Origin of the sequence: Paenibacillus senegalimassiliensis, from assembly GCF_001486585.1 — a bacterium.
Taxonomy (GTDB): Bacteria; Bacillota; Bacilli; order Paenibacillales; family Paenibacillaceae; genus Fontibacillus; species Fontibacillus senegalimassiliensis.
Genome location: NZ_LN909046.1, coordinates 173674 through 193412 on the forward strand (window position 1 = coordinate 173674; position 19739 = coordinate 193412).

Genomic DNA, 19739 nt, shown 5'->3' on the forward strand with positions numbered 1-19739 from the left:
AAAGACCGGCCCATAGGTATAGGCCGGTCTTTGCCACAATAAGCGTACTTTAGAATAAGGAGGTTGCTGATATGAATGGCAAGTTTATGAAGCCCTGGTTAGCTTTGATGATCGTGGTGACTATGCTATTAGGAGGCTTCCCTGCAACAGGGACGTCACAAGCTTATGGGGCATCCGATGTAGCCGGGACAACTTATTATGTCGACGATGTTGGAGGAAATGATAGTTATACGGGAACATCAGAGGATCAAGCATGGAGGACGCTTGAGAGAGTAAATCAATTTGTCTTTCAACCTGGAGACCAGATTCTACTTCGTTCCGGGGGGATTTGGGAAGAACAGACCTTGGCACCGAAGGGTTCAGGGCAAGCAAACAGCCCCATTCGGATTGATCGTTATGGAATCGGAGATAAGCCGAAAATCGCTACTAAAGGCAAATATAACGATGCGCTCACACTTCATAATCAGCAATACTGGGAAATTCGTAATTTGAACATTTCCAATGCAGCTCCTGTTACAGGAACCTTCGCCGAATCACTTGGTGACTATCGAGGCATTCATATTACTGGCGTGGATGCGGGAGAGCTTCAATATTTTCGAATTCAGGGTGTAGAAGTACATGATGTCTCAGGGGAAATCGCCTGGATCAGTGGGACGATTCCCACCGTACCGGAGCCGGGTATAAGGTTCAAGACGGGCTGGGATGGATCGAAAAAGACCGGCGGCATCGTATTTGATACAACGGTCTCGGATTTGCAGAATCCCCAGCAGGCTACTACATTTAACGATGTTATCATTGAAGACTCAAGTGTGAAGAACACCTCTTTCGGTGGAATCATCTTCAAGCAATACGCCGGAGACACAGAGAATGCTGTCAATACCGGATGGGGCACAAGAACAAATGAGCAAGATCCTAATTTTACGCCGCATACCAATATTATTATTCGTAATAACTTTATTACGCAGAAAGATACAGACTACGGTTGTAATGCGATGTATTTGACGGGTGTCAGGGACGTGATGGTCGAGGGGAATGTGGTTGATGGCGCGGGGACTTCAGGGATTGAAGCCTACTATGCGGATCAAATCACCATCCAGTACAATGAGGTCTTTAATACAACCAAGAAAGCAGGCGGAGCCGATTCCAATGGCATTGACCCGGATAAGGCTACCACAAATATACTGATTCAATACAATTATGTGCATGACAACGGAGATGGCATATTGGTGTGCCAATTCAGCTTTGGCAGCACAACGATTCGCTATAACGTAATTGAGAGCAATAGTAGATATCCGATTTATTTGCATTCAGACCGGCAAGCTGTGGCCGAGATTTATAACAACACGATTTATAATGATGTCAGCAATTATTTAGTTTATGGCTATGGCAGCTCCTTGAACGCAACTTACAACATTCGCAACAATATTTTTTATACTACTCGTACGGTTCAGGAACTTACGACCAGCCCAACAATTACTTACGACAATAACAGCTACTATTCTACCAATGGATCATTAGCTCCTCCCGTAGAAGATTTGAATGCCTTGACCGCCAATCCGTATCTCGTGAATCCAGGATCAGGAACATCGGGATCGGAGGTAGATGGGCCTTCACTGGATTCGTTGTCGGGGTATCAATTGAAACCGGAATCGGTCTTAATTAATCGGGGTCTAAATATCATAGATACGACTGTGGAAAGTGCAAAGGATTTTGCTGGAAATGTGTTATACAACGGTACGGCAGATCCGGGTACTTTTGAGTATTATGACGAATCCGATACGCAAGTAACCATAGCCGGCAGGGTTACAAATATCAGAGGCAAGGGAATTAGTGGAGCAATTATTCGTGATTTAGAAGGGAATGCAGCTCAGGCTGTTACTGATGTGGCGGGTTATTACGTCATTAAGGGAGTGACTTCAGGCAACCAAGTTCATTTAAAAGCGGAAAGAACCGGGTATTCTATCAGTGAGATTGGACCTTTTGTGGCTGTAAGTGGGAATATTATGACCAAGGACATGGAATTGTCTTCAGAATCAGGCACAGGTTCCATTAGAGGTGAAGTCAAAGACGGTGATTTGTCACTGGTCTCTGGGGCAACCGTAACCTTGACTCTGGATGGTCTTACTGTACAAGAAGTATTAACGGATGTACAAGGTCAATATCTCTTTACTGATGTGGAAATTGGTGAAGGTTATGCTGTTCGAGTCTCAAAAGCTCAATATTATCAGGACAGAGCAGCCGATATTCCCGTAGATCCGGCACTGACTACGTCGGTGAAGACCTTGTATCTGGTATCAAGCGAGGCAACGTTGTTATCTTCTTCCAATTTCAACCAAACGCCAACCGGAGAAGCTCCTGGAGCACCCTGGGCTGTATCTCAGACAGGCGGGAGTATACAAATTGCCGATATTCCGGATGTTTTTAATAAGAGTGTTATGCTACACCGTTCCAGTAACAGTGGAAGCACGTCCATGTCTCAAACCTTTAGCCCAGGCTCCCTTAAAGGTGTAGTTACGCTGACCGCAGATATTATGCGGCCCGATAATAATAGTTCAGGGAGTAACTGGATCAGTGTACCTTACATTTACAGCAGCGCAGGCACATCCGGTCAGCATGTAGGCATCTCGCTTGCCTTCTCAAAGGGCAAAATTATTGCTTATGTCGGAGGTTCGACCACGGAGCTTATGTCATACGAGGCAAATGCCTGGTATCATATCCGGCTAGTGCTTAATACCGATTCTGCAAAATTTGATTTTTATATTGATAACGAAAAAATACTGGATCAAGCCAACTTCCGAAATCCGATCCCGGACATCGGACGCATTGAATATTATGCGAACAGCTCTAATTACGGAACTATCTATATGGACAATATCAAGCTATATAAAGGAATTCCTTACGACTCTAGCGATACCGGTCAACTCAAGGTGACTTCTATGGGAGAGTTCCCTCTGAAGAGTGAACAGCAGAACTACCGGACAGAAGTCCCTTATTTTGTGGAGTCTATTATATTGAATGCCGAAGTAAGCGGGCCGCCTATTAGTTCTCTGACCATAAATGATGTTCCCGCCGTGAGCGGCCAGCCTGTGACGGTGGCTCTTGCGGAAGGGGAGAATTCAATTCCGGTTACGGTTACTGCACAGGATGGCATTACTGTAAATACGGTGTATGTATATGTGAATCGTATTTCCCAAAGTATGGATTCGACTCTGCAAGATTTACGCATCTCAGACGACCGTGGACAGGAGTTAGAGCTTGCACCGGCCTTTACCTTCAATCAGGATCACTACCAACTAAGTGTAACGGATAGCGTTTACTCACTTCGGGTTCACCCGGTAGCAGGTTCTCCTTTAACCGAGGTGAAGGTGAATGGACAGTTGCTCGACCCTGATACGCAGCAGGTGGAAATCGATTTAACAGGTGAATTGAGTCGATTCATCATTACGACGGCATCGGCTGATGGGGCGGGTTATCAAGAGTACCAGATTGAAATTGATAGAATTACGTCTTCAGGCCCACAAGATGCAACTGTCACTCCCGCCTATGTGGACAGACGGGGCCCAAGGATAGGAGTTGCAGCGGAGTGAACCCTACTAATCCATTTCATATTTCTAGTTCCACCGTTTATGATATCCAGGATCAACATAGCACGGCTATCCAGCATGTGTGGAGGATGGTTGCCCGAGATCATGAGAAAGTGTTTGGCAAAGCGCCGCAGATAGGGAAATCTGCATCCATTGTGGTCAGATATGCCCAGGCTGACGACCTATGTCCTGATTGGCCAGAGGCCTTTGGCTTTTGCTTCACTAAGGAGACACAGGGGATTGTTCTGCATATTGTTGGACGCGATGAACTGGGAGTGGTGTATGGCCTGCTTCATTATAGCCATCAGGTTCTGGGGGTGGACCCCTTCTGGTTCTGGTCTGAGAAGGAGCCCGCTCCACAGAATTACATCGCTATGCCAATCAAGGACGAGATGAGCCTACAGCCTACCGTCCGATTTCGGGGCTGGTTCGTGAACGATGAGGTTTGTCTCATTGGCTGGAAGCCTGAGTATCCGCCGACAACAGAAGTCTGGATGCCCGTATTTGAAGCCTTGCTGCGCTGTGGAGGCAACATGGTTATTCCAGGCACGGATTTGCCTCGGCATGGAGTTCACCACAAACTGGCTCATGAACTGGGGCTGTGGCTTACACACCATCATGCTGAGCCCCTGGGGGCTGAGATGTTCTTACGGGCATATCCAGGCCAGCAGGCCAGCTATCAAGCACACCCCGAGCTTTTCCAGCAGTTATGGGAAGAGGCTATTCAAAGGCAGAAGGACCAGAAAACCGTGTGGGTATTGTCCTTCCGAGGCCAGGGTGACAAACCGTTCTGGGAGAATGATCCTGCTTTTGATACGCCAAAGAAGCGGGGAGAATTAATCAGTCGGGTCGTGCGTACGCAATATAATATGATTTGCAAGCATGTGGCTGATCCTGTATGCAGTATGGCAATGTACGGAGAGATTGCTGAATTGTATAAGCAGGGCTACATTGAAGTTCCCCCGAATGTGATAAAGATATGGGCAGATAACGGCTATGGCAAGATGGTGTCCCGCCGACATGGAAATTTGAATCTGCGTATTCCCGCCTTGCCAGATGAACACGACCAGGGTCGCAATGGGCTATATTATCACGTAACCTTTCATGATCTTCAGGCATCCAATCACTTAACGATGTTTCCTTCCCCGGCGTCGTTAATTGCAGACGAATTACACCAGGCCTTCGCCGTAGGGGCGACAGATTACTTGCTGCTGAATTCAGGAAATATCTTACAGCATATTTATACGCTGGACTTGGTAAAGGAATTATGGAACGGTGGACACGTTGATGTGAACCAACATTTGCGTGATTTTGTTGCCAGACAATATACCTCAAACCAAGAGGCCATTGTCAGGTTGTACAAAAGCTATGCGAAGTGTACCGTTCAGTATGGGCCTCATCTCGATGATCGGGCGGGGGAGGAGTTCTATCATCATCCGGCGAGACAATTGATGGTTCATTGGCTGAAAGGGGACACGGGCTGTTGTGAGAATCTGATATGGGTGGCCGGGGAGAGGAACTTTTTGGATCAGGTCATCTGGTTCAGGACTCTGGTAGAAGGGGCTATTGCAGGATGGGAGCAATTGAAAGAACAAGCTCAGCAGGCACTTGAGGGCTTGAGCGAAGCTGAACAGCGCAGACTGTACAACCAACTATTGGTTCAGCTTGACCTTCATCTGAGTGGATGCCAAGGACTTACGGCCATTTGCCGTGCTTATGAAGCTTATTCCCAGGGCCATTATCCGCATGCCTTTATATTTGCTTCCGATGCTGTGAATTTCTTCTCCACAGGGAGAGCCGCGCTGGATCATGCCCAGCAAGGCAGATGGGAATCGTTCTACAGTGCTGACTGGCTGACCAACATCGACAATACTATCATTCATGCCAAGACGATTCGTGGCTACATCCGGGTTATGGACGATGGTCCTGATCTGTTTCGGTGGTATAAGGAATATGTAATGCCTGAGACGGAGAAATATATTTATTTGGAAAACACTCATCGGAATCCATTGCCTGATGATGTATTGGCTGAACGTTTGAGACTTAAGTTACTAAATACAGACTAATGATGATCGGTGTATGATAACTCTAATTTCTATAATAGGGTTGAACCCTGAGCAGGTGCCTAATCCGGCACCTGTTTTTGTTTTGCTATAAGAAGCGGAAGTTCCGATCCGACAGGAACCTATCTGAACAAACAAAAACCGACAAAATCCAAAAATGTCAATTTTATGACGAAATGGATAATTAATTGCGCATTAACAATAAACCGTTATAATCTAGTTAGCTAGGAAATTAAGTGATAATTTTCATAAAAAATCCAGATTAGAAAACCCACAAAAAAAGCATTCTCAGATGCTCCCCCCTTACGGTTTTACTCCATTCATATAGATAATCAGTCGGCACGGAGGTGATAATTGGCAAGGAAGCAAACACATGTTAATCCAAGCGAAGGCATTGTAAACCCAGGGAAAATCATGGAAAGGAAAGTGAAATAATGCACAAAAATTTAACTCATCCGGTTGCGGTTGTCGGTTATGGTTGCATTTTTCCTCCGGACGGATATGACGTGGAACGATTTTGGAATAATGTGCTTTCGGGCAAGCCGGGAGTCCGGACAACCCCGCCCGAGCGGTGGAACTTCAAAACTTATTTCGACGAGAACCGCAGCGCGGAAGACAAAACTTATTGCAAGCTGGGTGGAACGATTGATGCCTATTCGTTCCCATTCGACAAATACAACTACCCCCGGACCAGTTTGGACAAGCTTAGCAGAACGCAACTTATGTTACTAGACAGCATTCTTCAGGCCATGTCCATGACCAAACTGGCTGAGGATAGTTTTCAAAATAGCGAGACCGGCGTTTTTGTCGGCAACATGCTTGGTGACGAGGCCTTTTCGGATTACTCCATCAACCTCAGAGCCAAGGAATTCATCTATTATCTTGAACAGCATCCTTCCTACACGGGGCTCCCTTCCCAAGAAAGAGATCAAATCAGACAGAAGTTCCGCCGTATGGTGGACGAGTCTTTCATCGCACTCGACGATACCAATACAGAAAGCATCATGTATAGTGCCTTAGGCAAATCGGTTCGTAACCTCTTGGGTATCCGCGGACCTTCCATCATTGTTGATTCAGCTTGCTCCGCCGGCGTGCTCGTCATTGACGAAGCGATCAAGCATCTCCAGGAGAGGAAGCTGAAGACCTGCATCACCACCGCCGTTCTCGGCAATATGAACATTACGGGCAACGTAGCCTTCGCCAAGATCGGCGGCTTGTCTCCGACACACTCCAGCCCCTTGGATCACAAGGCGAATGGACTTATTCCCGGAGAAGGAGCAGGCACGATCATTCTGAAACGATTGGATGATGCGCTGGCCGAGGGTGATACCATCTACGCGGTCATTCGTGGTGTTGGTGCAGCGAGTGATGGTAAAGGCAAATCGATTTATGCCCCAAGCTCCCATGGACAACTTGCTGCCATGCAGAAGTCCATCGAGCGGGCCGGACTTCGACCCAAGGATATCGATTATATTGAGACTCATGCTACGGCAACGTTGGTTGGCGACAAGGTCGAGTTAACTACACTGCAAATGTTATTTGAGGAAGAGGGACTCCCGCCGAAATCTGTGGCCTTGGGCTCCGTCAAATCTCAGATCGGACACAGCTTCTCTGCGGCAGGCATGGCTAACCTGATTAAGGTTATCGAAGGGATGAGGCATAATGTCATGCCGCCAACCCACCATTTCGAACGTACGCCAGAGGGCATCCGATTAGAGGACACCCCGTTCTATGTCAATACAGAAACCAAACCATGGCCGGTTCGGGTGCCGGGTGAACCCAAGCGCGCTTCCATTAATGCTTTTGGTTTTGGGGGCATTAATGCCAGTGTAGTCGTTGAAGAGTACCTTGAGCCATACCACCGGAAGTTGGCCCAGGAAGGTTTGCCGGACAAAATCTCGCAATTGCAGCCGGATATTGCCGTTGTTGGTGTGGGTGTGGTAGACAGCCGCGGAACAGGTAAAGAGGCCTGGTGGGACAATATCAACGAGGTTTTCGTTTCCCGTACGGGCTATCCCGAGAAGCGCTGGAACAAAGAGATCAATGCCATATTTGATGAGGATTCCACCGTTCAGGGCAGCTTCGTAGAAGATCTTAAATTCCCGAGCATCAAGTTTAAGATTCCGCCGATTATTTTGCCGGAGATTGACAAAGGGCAGCAAATGGCCTTAATGGCGGCAGGTGAGGCGATTTCGGATTACGGGCAGGACAAGCTGATTCCAGCCAAAACAGGAATCTACGTGGGTGCCATGCTTGGACTGGAATCTTCGGTAATGGCCGATTTACGTATCCGGTTTGTCGAGTATATCGAAATGTTGAAGCAAATTCCGGAATTCAGCCAGTTGCCGGAAACAGTGCAAAATACGCTGATTACGGACATCACTGCAAAGTTCAGAAGCTATATTCCGAAGGTCGGAGAAGATACGTTGCCAGGATATATGGATAACATCATTGCCGGGCGAATCGCTAATTTCTATAACGTCAACGGGCCTAACGTTGTCATCGACTCTGATACGACCTCCTTCATGAGCGCATTGGAGCAGGGGATGCTGAGTCTTAGCAGCGGCGAGAACAACACCGTGATTGTTGGTGGAGTTCATGCGAATATGACCCCGGAATTCATTGATTTCTTCCGCAAAATTCAGGAAGTGTTTAAGGATTCATGCCCGAAATGCCTCACCGAGCTAGGACAATTCATCCCGGCGGAAGGCTCAGTATTTTTTGTTCTGAAAAAGTACAGCGACGTATTGCCCGGAGAGAAGGTTTACGCCCGGATTAAAGGGGTGCTGAATGAAGCTGATATGTCCAAAAAGGCCAGCTATGGACAGGTAGCGGGGAGAGCGGCAGAAGAGCTTGCGAGTTACTCCTTATGCTGTAACAGCTTTGGCAACAACGCCGGACGCCATCAGTTTTATTTCGGGGCCCATGGCGGATTCGTGATGCTTAAGGCGGTGCTTGCACTGGAGCATGGAGTAACACAATGGTTGGAGCCGACGGGAAATCATTCAGACCAGCCGGGATCAACGAATCTGACCAGTGTACATTCCCATTCGATCTTGGGCGGGGATTATGAACTGCTGTTGGATGAAGCAAGCTCTGAATGCTTGCTAAGTTGGGACGGTAATGAAGCCACAACCGATCAGACCGGGCATCAGGGTGATAGGTGGATTGAGTCTCTCGTTGTGCATGATGTCAAGGTGGAGCGTTCCGCATATACGTTCTATGCGGGCGAGGTGAACACCGAGCAGTTGTTGAGCAAGCTCACTCGTATGCTGGACGCAGAAGAGATTCGCTCTGATTCGCCGGAGGTAGCTGCTGCATTTGCTTGCCGTGTAGCTATCGTGTACAAGACGCAGGATGAGCTGCGGAGAAAGCTGAATGCCTTGCGTTAGATCTACTATTCATACGACTTCATTATTTTAAGAAGCAGGAAGAAAGGGAAGGGATTTTTATATGCTGAAAACCGCACCTATACCGGAGAACTATGCCAAGGAGTTTGCTTCATTTTTGGCCCCCATCAAGGAGGGCAAGAGAAATGATTTATATGTATTCGAGCCGGTATTTGAGGGACCACAGGATGGCAATACGGCTTATCGGGGCAAAAATGTCATTATGCTGACCTCCAACAATTATCTGGGATTGTCCACTCATCCAGAGATCATCAAGGCGATGAAGGATGCGCTGGATGTTTACGGTTCAGGAACCTGCGGTGCGCGTTTGCATAACGGTACGACATTACTGCATAAGCGGCTTGAGGAACGGATTGCAGAATATTTTCATACCGAAGATGCCGTTTATGTGAGTACAGGATATATGACCAATCTGGCGGCGATTACTTCGCTCGCCACGGATGAGAAGTCCGTCATTATCACGGACCAATTAAATCATATGAGCATTGTGGATGGAATTGAAATGGCGAAGGGGCAGGTCAGAATCTTCGAGCATAACAACATGGAGAAGCTTGAATATATTCTTACACGTACCGAAAGCTTCCCTAAGAAGTTGATTGTGGTGGATGGCGTGTACTCCATGGATGGGGATTTGGCCAAGCTGGATGAAATCGTCAAGCTGGCAGAACGATACGGAGCCAGTGTGATGGTGGATGAAGCCCATTCCCTCGGATTCTTCGGACCAACCGGGCGCGGGGTATCTGAGCATTTTGGCGTAGAGGATCGGGTTCATATCAAGATGGCCACGTTCAGCAAATCGGTAGCTGGTGTAGGCGGGAGTATTGCTTCGGACAGGGACACTTGCGACTATATCCGGCATGTCTCGCATCAATATATCTTCAATGCCAGCTTGCCGCCTTCCATCATGGCGGGTGTTCTCAAGGGGATTGACCTTATGGAGAAGGAGACGTGGAGAAGCGAGAAGCTTTGGCACAATACGCTTCGGTTCAGAAGAGGCTTGATGGAGATGGGCTATAACATTCTGAACAGTCTGTCGCCGGTCATTCCAATTTTGATTGGAGACGATCTTACGACGATGCGGATGACCAAGTGGCTGCTCGCGGAGGGTGTCTATATTGCTACGGCAATCTTCCCGGCGGTACCGATGAATAAGGCCCGCTTCCGGGCAACAATTACTTCCTCCTTAAGTGATGAGGATATTGATATCGCCCTGGACAAGCTTCAAAAATGCGGCAAAGAGTTCGGCATTATATAGAAGAGAGGGATGATCGGGATGAGTATGACGGCAATTAACTATAAGGCGCTGGAAGCGCAAGGCATTTACTTTAGTCGTAACGAACAGCGTGTAGCAGGAAATACCGTATTTCTGTTCACGGGACATGGCTCCCAATATCCGAACATGCTCAAAGATCTGGCGGAGATCCCTATCATCAAGACAACGCTGCAAGAGGCCGATGAGACCTACCAATCGCTCACGGGTCGCAAACTGACGGAACTCATCTTCTATGATAATGAAGCGGGAAAGAGTGCAGCAGAGAAGAATTTAGCTGCAGCCGAAGTCATGCAGCCTGCGATTATTATGGCAAATATGGCCCTTTATCGGCTGATGAAGTCAACGATAGGTGGAGCCGAGTTTCATCTGGGGCATAGCTTGGGGGAGATTGCTGCCTTGGCTGCCGCAGAGGTGGTATCCTTTGCCGATGCTCTGGCCATTGCCTACTACCGCGCCAGATCTTTGAATATTATTGAGCCTCCTGTAAGAGGGAGCATGATCAGCCTGAAGGCCACTCGTGGCAGCTTTGAATTAAATCGGGTCTTAAGAGGGGTAAGCGACTATTACACGGTCAGCCTGCATAATGCTCCTGATCAATTGGTGGTGTCCGGCACTCAGGCGGCAGTCGACAAAATTGCGACCCACTGCGATGTTCACGGGGTATCTTACAGCAAGCTTCCAGTATCCCACGCCTTCCACTCCAAGCTGTTGGAACCCGCCGTGAAGGCCTTCCGCAAGAAGCTGCTGCAATTCACCTACCAGCCGCCGAAGGTCAAGGTATTCTCGACTATCCTGGGCGCTTTCTATGAAGCGCATCACTTCACCACGGACGAAATGGCCTCCCTGCTGTCGAAGCAATTGCTGCAGCCATTCAGCTTTTGCGATATTGTAACCAACTTGCATGAAGTCCACGGAGCTAATGTCTTTATCGAAGTGGGGCCAAAGGATATTCTCACCAAGTTGGTCAGAAATATTTTAAGTGATTCGGACATTTATGCACATGCAGCCAACTCAGCGGCGCTTGGTGGCGAGGTATCTCTGGAGCGGCTTCATGCCTATTTGCAGGTGCATCAACTGATTCAAGTGCCAGGAGGAGAGAAAATTATGGGTGATTCGTCACAATGCTTACTAACTGACTTAGTCTCTGCACCTCAAGGGGGAACAGCATTAACGGGACGTCCCGCCGCAAAGGACGAAATCACAGGTACGCTGTTGAAACTCATTCAGCTTGAGACGGGCTATCCAAGAGAAGCGATTGAGATTTCGGATCAGCCGATGAAGCTGGCGTTGGCACTGAATGATACGGTGTTCGCCACGATTATAGGCAAGTTGCGGAAGGAATTTGACTTATCAGTGGATAGGCTCCCGCTTGATCCGCAATTATCACTGCAAGCTATTCTGCAGCGCATTGGTTCCAATCTGGGATGGGCAAACGAAGTGAATGAAGCGGTGCAGCCAATTCAAGGAGGGGAGCTTCCTGGCAAGGCTCCGCACACCGAGGCCAAACAACGGGATGAGGTGTCCCTGGCTCAAGTTGAAGCCAAAGTAAAGGAGACCATTCAAGCTAAAACCGGTTATCCGGTAGATATGCTGGAGAGCGATCTGGATATGGAAGCGGATCTTGGCATTGATTCAGTGAAGCAAGCGGAGATTTTCGTGCAAATTCGCGAAACCTTTGGTTATGAGGTCAATCCAGAGTTGAATGTAAAAGCATTTAATACCATTCGTAAAATAGCAGAATATACGTTAAGTCAAGTGGAAGGGATTGATGCTGGTGGCGCTGCTTCACCCGAAGTCGTAGTAGCGACGCAACCAGCGGCAGCGGCCTTGCCTGCCGTAAGCCAAGCTGAAGCAATGGCACAAGTGAAGGCTATCATTCAGGCCAAGACCGGTTACCCGACAGAAATGCTGGAGGACGACCTGGATTTGGAGGCTGATCTTGGCATCGACTCCGTGAAACAGGCTGAAATTTTCTCGCAAATTCGGGAGACGTTTGGCTATGAAGTGAATCCCGATCTGAACATTAAGCAATTCAACACGATTGCCAAAATTACGGACTATACGCTAAGTCGGCTGGAGGCGGCGCCAGCGGCTGAAACAGCCGAGACCGCTCAGGTAGACAGCCAGGAGGCGCAGGACGAGCGGCTTCGCCAGTGGCTGGACAATTACGATCAAGCACATGTGGCGGAGCGATACATCCCGGTCACGGTGGAGCGGCAATATGACCAAGCTGCTGGTCGAGCATTTTCCTTCAAGGGCAAGGGTTTTATCGTGGTTGAGGATCGGCTGGGCGGAGAGATTACGGCCAAGCTGACGAAGCGGCTTGCCCTAGAGGGGGCGGAGCTTAGCGTGCTGTCCCCTGCGCCAGAGAAGTACGGTGCATCAGGGGTTCAGACCGATTTTAACCAGATTGAGCTGTTCGCGAGGTCGCTTGAGGTAGCTAAAGCTCGCCTGGATCAGATTCACGGCTTTATTTACCTTTATCCCCTGGCGCCGGAGTTATCGTATTTTGAACTGGAGGAAGAATCCTGGCGCCGCGAGGTTGATAACCACTTCAATCTGCTGTTCCACACCGCCAAGGCTGTTTATGAAGAGGTGGAGCAACAGGGCAGTGAAGCTGGCTGCTTTGCAGCGACAAGCATCGGTGGGGTGTTTGGTATGGAGCGGGAGACCACCTATAACCCGCTTGGAGCCCTGACAGCGGGATTCTTCAAGAGCATGGAGAAGGAACTGGATGCCTTTAACGGGAAGGTAGTCGACTTTACGGAAGTCTCCGATAGTGAAATGCTGGCAGATACGCTATTTCGCGAATTTGGTCTAATTGAGAAGCTGATTGAAATAGGTTATGTACGTGGACGGAGAAAAACCATTCAGGTGCTTCCGGCTCCGATTGATCCTCAACAGGTGGCTCAGCCACTTCGATTAGGTACGGAGGACGTTATTCTCGTATCTGGTGGAGGCAGAGGCATCATCTATGAATGTGTGAAGGGGTTAGCAGAGCTCTATAACCCTACCGTTATCGTAACGGGTCGGACAGAGCTCCCTCAAGGGAACGAGGTATGGCTGAATTATTCCGAAGAAGAATTTGAGCAGTACAGCACGACTTTCTTCAAACAAAGAAAGCAGGAAGCCCCACATCTTACGCCGATTCAAATCAAGCAGGAGCTCGAGAAGCTGAAGGGAGCCGCGGCATTGTATCGCAATCTGCAAGAGGCTAATGCGGCAGGCCATCGCTTCCATTATTACCGCTGCGATATATCGGATGGTCCGTCCATTCGTCGCTTGACCGAAGATATTCGCGGTAAGTTCGGCAAGGTTACGGGGATTATTCATGGCGCTGGCTTGCCTTCTTTCGGCAAGGTTCCGAAGAAGCCGGAAGCCCATTCGCTGAATGTGGTCCGCGTTAAAGCTAACGGGTTCTTCCACTTGTATCATGAATTTGCCAATGATCCGCTTAAATTCTTCGCCTGCATTGGCTCCATCTCTGGTCGCTTTGGCATGGATGGGCAAGTGGATTATGCGGGAGGCGCTGATCTGATCGTCCGAATGGCGTTCCAGTTATTCCGTAACCGCCCGGAACTCAAGACCTTCGTCATGGGCTGGACCGCTTGGGATGAAGTCGGGATGGCAACCGATCCACAGGTACAGAAGGTACAGAAGGAGCAACGTGGCCTTGAATTCATCGGAAGCAAGGAGGGGACCCGCCGGTTTTTGGAGGAGATGGTATACGGGGGAGACTATCCGGAGGTGTTGTATTTCGGGAGCCTGGGCACCAATCAGCCATTAGGCCAGATGGATGCTCTGGATGAATCGGGCCGCAGCTTGCGGATTCAATCCGGTCTCCACGGTGAGGTGCATGATCGTATTCGCTTTCCGCTCCTGCAACGGGTGACACGATTTGAAGGCGAGACGCTTGAAGTGCAGAAGGAATTAACGATTGATGAAGATATCTATCTGAAGGATCATTTAGTGGAGGGCAAATATGTTTATGCCGGGGTCATGCATGTAGAGGCCTTTGGCGAATTGGGCTTGCTGATGAATCGGCTACGCGCCGAAGATACGGATTGGGTGGGCACTCGCATTCATAGCGTGGAATTCAACAAATTCGTCAAATATTTTCCCGGTAGCCAGCTTACGCTGGACATGAAGGCGGAACTGGTTACTCGAAATGACACCTACAAGGAGATCAAGACGGAGATTCGTTCAGATTTTTACAATCGCCAAGGCCAGTTATTGGAGAAGGAGCGCCTGCATTCCACAGGATATGCTGTGTTTGAGCGCAAGCGTCCGGTGCCTCGCGTAGTTGATGTGGATGTGGTGCAGATGGTTCGGGAATCTACGCCGATGAACATTGAGAAGTTCTACGAGCTGACCGATCATTACATTTCCTTCGGCCCGGCCTTCCGTTGCCTTGATTATGTCGGCTACGTCAATGAGGAGGAAGTGGTCGGACAAGTGACGGTGCCTGACGACCGGCATATCTTCTCTTATACCAGCAGTGCAGAGACGTTGATCTCGCCGATTACGATCGATAATGTAGGCCGCTGCATGTTGTTCAATGACTTCCACAAGAACGGCAACATCATTGTGCCTAGAGGTATTGGCAGCGCTGTGCTGTATCGGCCTTTCAAGAAAGGGGAAACGGTCTATGTCCATTGCCGCTTGCTGAAGGATGAAGGGGAGACTCTTGATTTCCATGCTCAAGTGGTAGATGAATACAATCGCCCGATCTTCGATATGATCGATATCAAGCTGATTCGGATCGCCAAGGAAGATGGAGCTCACGATTTGTTCTAAGCCGCTATTCGCCAAGCCAACGACGGATGGGCTGGGGAAGGGGAGTCAGAAGGCTATTTTTCGCTGGATGCCGGTTCCCCAGGCGATTAGCGTTCCACCTGAAAGGGAATCCTTGGATTATACGCTGGCTCGGCAATCCCTGGCTCCTGCACAACTGCGGAGATATCTTGCCCTTTATCGTAATCCGGCCCGGCAGAAGGAGTTGCTTCATACGCGCCTGCTGGCCAAGCGCTTGCTGTACGATTATTTGCACGAATCCGCGGGAATGGCGGATATTGATGAAGAGGAAATTCTCTTGCTTCAAGTGGAAGAGGGCCTGCGCCAAGGGATGCCGTACCTTGCGCCAGGTCCGGCCTGGAGCCATCTCAATCTATCCGTTTCGTTAGCTCACGGAGGTGGGCTGCTGGGAGCGGCGGTAGGAGAGAACTGCTTGGTGGGAATTGACGTAGAGCAGGCCAGGTTAAGAGGCAAGGGGTTTGCCGACTTGTTCCTGACTACGGAGGAGCAACAACTGATGCCGTTATTGTTCGCAGGATTGGCTCCTGATAAATGCGATTCATTGATGTGGTCTGTGAAGGAAGCGGTGGGAAAGGCCCTGGGAACGGGCTTTTCCCGCGGCTTTTCCTCCTTGCGGCTGCAGGCGGCCACACGGACAGAAGAAGCAGGAGCAAGCTGCTGGCTTGAATTGGATCAGGAGCTTGAGATCTATGCGCCGGGGCCTTATCCCCGAGGAATGGTGTACTACGATTACGATATTGAGCATTCGGTATGCGGCGTGGTCTGCTTGTTATTTTCGTAAATGAGAGGGAGATTAGCGGTGAACAATTCTAAATCGTCTGTGGGCGGATATCCGGGAATGTTGGATTTTCTCGTTTCGTTGGTCCCGTGGGTTGTATTTTGGTGGGTGCAAGCGGGCTTTGAGTCGGTGGTCAGCTTTATTCCGCTGGCGCTTTCGTTAGTGCTGCTGCTCTATAAATGGAGGCTTCGTCGCTTTGCTGCCATGTGGCTGGATGTGGCTTCCCTGGTCTATTTCGTCACCTTCGGATGGGCCACCATGGTGGGTGAGCCGACTATATGGCTGGAGAATTCAGCGGCATGGGGCCATTTGTATCTGGCAGCGGTAACGGGACTTTCATTATTGTTGGGACGTCCGATTACAGCGGGTTTCACAGCGAAGAATTTCACGGATGCGGGGCATCATCAATCGACGTTTAAAGCGATGAACCGCTGTTTGACCACCGCCTGGATGTTTATTTTCGTCGGTCAGGCGCTACTATTTGCGTGTCTTTCCTCGCCTGCCGCACCGATCATTATGCTGGCTGTCTTGGTATTGCTTATATTTCTGTCTATCGCCTTTACCTATATGGCTCCCGTCCTGCTCGATTTATGGGCATTTAGCAAAAATGACTGGCGTGTAAAGGTGGATCGGGAGCGTTCGCTTGCTCCAGGAGAATATGACGTCATCATAGCTGGAGCCGGTATTGGCGGTTTGACTTGTGCTGCTTTGCTGGCCAAACGGGGCTACCGGGTAGCTGTATTCGAGCACCAGCAACATGTGGGCGGTTACTGCTCCTCCTTCACCCGCAAGGGCTTTACCTTTAACACGGGGGTTCAGGATATCAGCGGACTTGGCGAGCATGGTTCCATCCATGTGTTGCTAAGAGAGCTTGGCTTAAGCCGCGCTGAATTGTTTGCGCGCAACAGCACCCGATTTCTGTTCAAGGGACAGAGCATCGATCTCCCATCTAATCTGAATGAGCTCATTGTAATGCTATCTCGGATGTATCCGGAGGAGAGCGGAAATTTGACCCGTTTCTTTGCCGAATCCAAGGCGGCGTATGAAGAGAGCTACCAGGAAGCAGGCAGAAGTGGAATCGTGTTCTCCCCGGAACTGCTGGCCAAGCGGTTCGGGATGAAGGAATTACTCTCTTACCCACAGAAGCGCAAGCATGCCTACGAATGGATTCAGGTCACGTACAGACAGAAGCTGGACGAATTTTTTGAGGATGAGGATTTGAAGGCGCTGCTATCGGCCTGGATGGTGTACATGGGTACGGAGGCCAATACGACTTCGGCCATTAGCGCACTTGCGGCATGTCTTACGTTCCCTATGTTTGGGGGCTACGCCGTGAAGGGAGGAGCACAGGCTTTTGCTGAAGCCTTGCGGGCCAGTGTCGAGAAGCATGGGGGAACCTTGTTTTTGCGAACCAAAGTGGAGGAGATTCTTGCGGAGCAGGGCCGGGTGAAGGGAGTTAAGACCGCCAAAGGGCGCTACTTCAGCCCTGTCGTTGTATCCAACATCGATGCAAAATCGACGTTTAATGAGTTGCTGCCCCAAGGAGAGGTGTCCCCGGAATTTTTGGCCGATCTCAACGAACAGAAGATGTCGACCTCCTTCTTCTTGCTGTATCTGGGCGTGAAGATGGATCTTACCGCTTATCCAACCCTGATCAAGAACCTGGAGGAAGGCTGGGAAGTAACGATCAACTCCAATACGGATGCCCAATTGGCGCCTCCGGGTTATGCGAGTGTGACGGTGCTGCTGGATAAGGATATTCGATATGCGGATTTCCCGGACAGAAAAATGCCGGAGTATGCCATGCTGAAGGCTGAACTGGCGCAGTCGCTTATCGAGAAGGTCAATCGACATATCCCGGGCATCAAGGATCAAATTGTGCTGCAGGAGACAGCGACCCCTAGAACCTTTGAACGTTACAATCTGATGCCCGAGGGAGCCGTCTATTCTCTGGATCAATCGATAGCTACGAAGCGACCTTTCTTCAAATCACCGATTCAAGGACTCTATTTGGTAGGGGCCTCTGTCTTCCCGGGTGCGGGCGTGGAGCCGGCCATTATATCGGGTAAAATATGTGCAGCGGATATCGGTAACTGGCGAATGGAACAGGTCAGGAATCGGCCGAGAAAAGAAGGCGTACGGGATGAATCTGTCGTATTCGGCCCGTGAGGGCTTGTAGAACATATTTTGTGCATATAGGGAATACACTCTTCATGGAATGATCAGGATGGATCAGGAAAGAGGAGTGGTCAGGAATGCCGGAAAAGCGAAAATTCTCGATTCCCGAGCCGATTCGGGATGATGGCAGCGGGGCCACAGACCCGGGGCCGCGGGATATTTGGCGTGACCTGGAGAACCCTGATATGCTGGTTCCCCCGGTAACGGATAACGGATTGGTGCCGAATTTGAAATTCTCCTTCTCTGATACGCATATGCAGCTTAATCATGGAGGCTGGTCCCGGGAAATCACGGCCAGAGAGCTCCCCATTGCAACCACTCTGGCGGGGGTAAACATGCGCTTGACACCCGGAGGGGTTCGGGAACTGCATTGGCATCAGCAGGCGGAATGGTCGTTTATGATCCAGGGAAAAGCGCGAATAACCGCGGTAGATCAGCTAGGGCGAAATTTTATTGCCGATGTGGGTGTAGGAGATTTATGGTATTTCCCGCCGGGACTTCCGCACTCCATACAGGGATTAGAGAAAGGCTGCGAATTCCTGCTGGTATTTGATGACGGTAACTTCTCGGACTTGAACACACTGTCCATTTCGGACTGGTTCGCCCATACCCCGAAGGAGGTCTTATCCGCCAATTTCGGAGTTCCGGAGCGGGCGTTTGACCATATCCCCTCCAAGCAGGTCTATATCTATCAGGATGCCGTTCCCGGATCGGTCGACAGCCAGCGGGTGACCTCTCCTTACGGAGAAATCCCCCTTAGCTTCAAATATAATCTACTTGCACAGAAGCCCATCATTACACCTGGCGGTAGTGTTCGCATTGCCGATTCGTCTAATTTCCCGATCTCCCGAACGATTGCGGCTGCTCTGGTGGAAATCAAACCCGGTGCCATGCGCGAGTTGCACTGGCATCCTAACAATGATGAGTGGCAATATTACTTGTCGGGTCAAGGCCGCATGACTGTATTTGCCGGGGGCGGCGCGGCGCGCACCTTCAATGTTCGGGCCGGGGATGTGGGTTATGTACCGTTTGCTTATGGACATTACATCCAGAATACCGGAGAGCAGAGCATCTGGTTCCTGGAGATGTTCAAGAGCGACCGCTTTGCTGATGTCTCTCTGAACCAATGGATGGCGTTAACGCCACGGGAGTTGGTTCAGGACAATCTGCATGTAGGACCGCTGCTGATGAATGCCTTGCGCAAGGAAAAGTGGCCTGTGGTGAAATATGATATACCTGATGTTGCTCAGCCTAACGACGGCGATAATTGAGTACCTCTTCGACATCGTCCATCTGAACGGCCAAGAACCGGATGTCTTCGGAATTGGCACAACGTGCTGCAATCTGTGGCAAATCAATGCCGATATAAACCTCGGCGTTGCTATGACTCATACTCAGTTCCGCTGAACCGTCGGTGTACTCTGGCGGTTCTTCGTATTCGCAAATAAGCAAATCCTCCAGCAAGACGGAGACGCCGTACAAATCCCCAAAGTCCTCGGCAGTGAAGGGCTCAAAGGGAGCTGCAACCGGAATATACACGGGCTTTGACCAATCCATCTCCCCTGCGGCGCCCCGAATGATTAATTGCAGCGGACGTGAGGCTTCCCCATAAAAATCGCAAAATGCTGCAATGCGCAT

At 49.7% G+C, this 19739-nt stretch carries 9 protein-coding genes; 8 read left to right on the plus strand and 1 reads right to left on the minus strand.

From position 1 onward, the window contains the following. Positions 1 to 71 precede the first annotated feature (71 nt). From BN3279_RS23455 to BN3279_RS14900, 8 genes are all read left to right on the plus strand, one after another. Positions 72 to 3587 carry a cadherin-like beta sandwich domain-containing protein gene (locus tag BN3279_RS23455; RefSeq protein WP_082673090.1) on the plus strand — a complete coding sequence of 1172 codons (3516 nt, stop codon included), beginning with the start codon at positions 72 to 74 and terminating at the stop codon, positions 3585 to 3587. Beyond that, positions 3584 to 5650 carry a glycosyl hydrolase 115 family protein gene (locus BN3279_RS14870; RefSeq protein WP_232436864.1) on the plus strand — a complete coding sequence of 689 codons (2067 nt, stop codon included), beginning with the start codon at positions 3584 to 3586 and terminating at the stop codon, positions 5648 to 5650. Before BN3279_RS23455 ends, BN3279_RS14870 begins: the two co-directional genes overlap by 4 nt. 431 nt (positions 5651 to 6081) lie before the next feature. After that, a complete protein-coding gene (locus BN3279_RS14875) occupies positions 6082 to 9039 on the plus strand; it encodes a beta-ketoacyl synthase N-terminal-like domain-containing protein (RefSeq protein ID WP_059051967.1) in 2958 nt (985 codons plus the stop codon). A 61-nt stretch (positions 9040 to 9100) separates the two neighbouring features. Further along, on the plus strand, positions 9101 to 10312 hold the full coding sequence (locus BN3279_RS14880) for an aminotransferase class I/II-fold pyridoxal phosphate-dependent enzyme (RefSeq protein ID WP_082673091.1): 1212 nt from the start codon (positions 9101 to 9103) through the stop codon (positions 10310 to 10312). 24 nt (positions 10313 to 10336) lie between these two features. Next, complete coding sequence (locus BN3279_RS14885) at positions 10337 to 15127, plus strand: SDR family NAD(P)-dependent oxidoreductase (RefSeq protein WP_187377802.1); 4791 nt, start codon at positions 10337 to 10339, stop codon at positions 15125 to 15127. Beyond that, positions 15105 to 15926, plus strand: coding sequence for a 4'-phosphopantetheinyl transferase family protein (locus tag BN3279_RS14890; protein WP_059051969.1), 822 nt, complete (start codon positions 15105 to 15107; stop codon positions 15924 to 15926). The genes BN3279_RS14885 and BN3279_RS14890 overlap by 23 nt, the downstream gene beginning before the upstream one ends. Positions 15927 to 15944: 18 nt before the next feature. Beyond that, entirely contained in the window at positions 15945 to 18092 is a 2148-nt protein-coding gene (locus BN3279_RS14895) for a phytoene desaturase family protein (RefSeq protein ID WP_059051970.1), read from the plus strand. An 86-nt stretch (positions 18093 to 18178) separates the two neighbouring features. Further along, positions 18179 to 19372, plus strand: a complete 1194-nt coding sequence (locus BN3279_RS14900; protein ID WP_059051971.1) for an oxalate decarboxylase family bicupin — start codon at positions 18179 to 18181, stop codon at positions 19370 to 19372. On the opposite strand, the gene BN3279_RS14905 is transcribed toward BN3279_RS14900, so the two are convergent. Then, the gene (locus BN3279_RS14905; protein WP_059051972.1) at positions 19353 to 19739 is read right to left on the minus strand and encodes a hypothetical protein; all 387 of its coding nucleotides are present in this window, start codon (positions 19737 to 19739) and stop codon (positions 19353 to 19355) included. The two genes, BN3279_RS14900 and BN3279_RS14905, sit on opposite strands and share 20 nt — an antisense overlap.

What these genes read in the sequence shown, in the direction of transcription:
- BN3279_RS14875 (WP_059051967.1), top strand. Translation starts at nt 6,082, where the DNA reads ATGCACAAAAATTTAACTCATCCGGTTGCGGTTGTCGGTTATGGTTGC.
- BN3279_RS14905 (WP_059051972.1), bottom strand. Translation starts at nt 19,739, where the DNA reads ATGCGCATTGCAGCATTTTGCGATTTTTATGGGGAAGCCTCACGTCCG.
- BN3279_RS14900 (WP_059051971.1), top strand. Translation starts at nt 18,179, where the DNA reads ATGCCGGAAAAGCGAAAATTCTCGATTCCCGAGCCGATTCGGGATGAT.
- BN3279_RS14890 (WP_059051969.1), top strand. Translation starts at nt 15,105, where the DNA reads ATGGAGCTCACGATTTGTTCTAAGCCGCTATTCGCCAAGCCAACGACG.
- BN3279_RS14885 (WP_187377802.1), top strand. Translation starts at nt 10,337, where the DNA reads ATGACGGCAATTAACTATAAGGCGCTGGAAGCGCAAGGCATTTACTTT.
- BN3279_RS14880 (WP_082673091.1), top strand. Translation starts at nt 9,101, where the DNA reads ATGCTGAAAACCGCACCTATACCGGAGAACTATGCCAAGGAGTTTGCT.
- BN3279_RS23455 (WP_082673090.1), top strand. Translation starts at nt 72, where the DNA reads ATGAATGGCAAGTTTATGAAGCCCTGGTTAGCTTTGATGATCGTGGTG.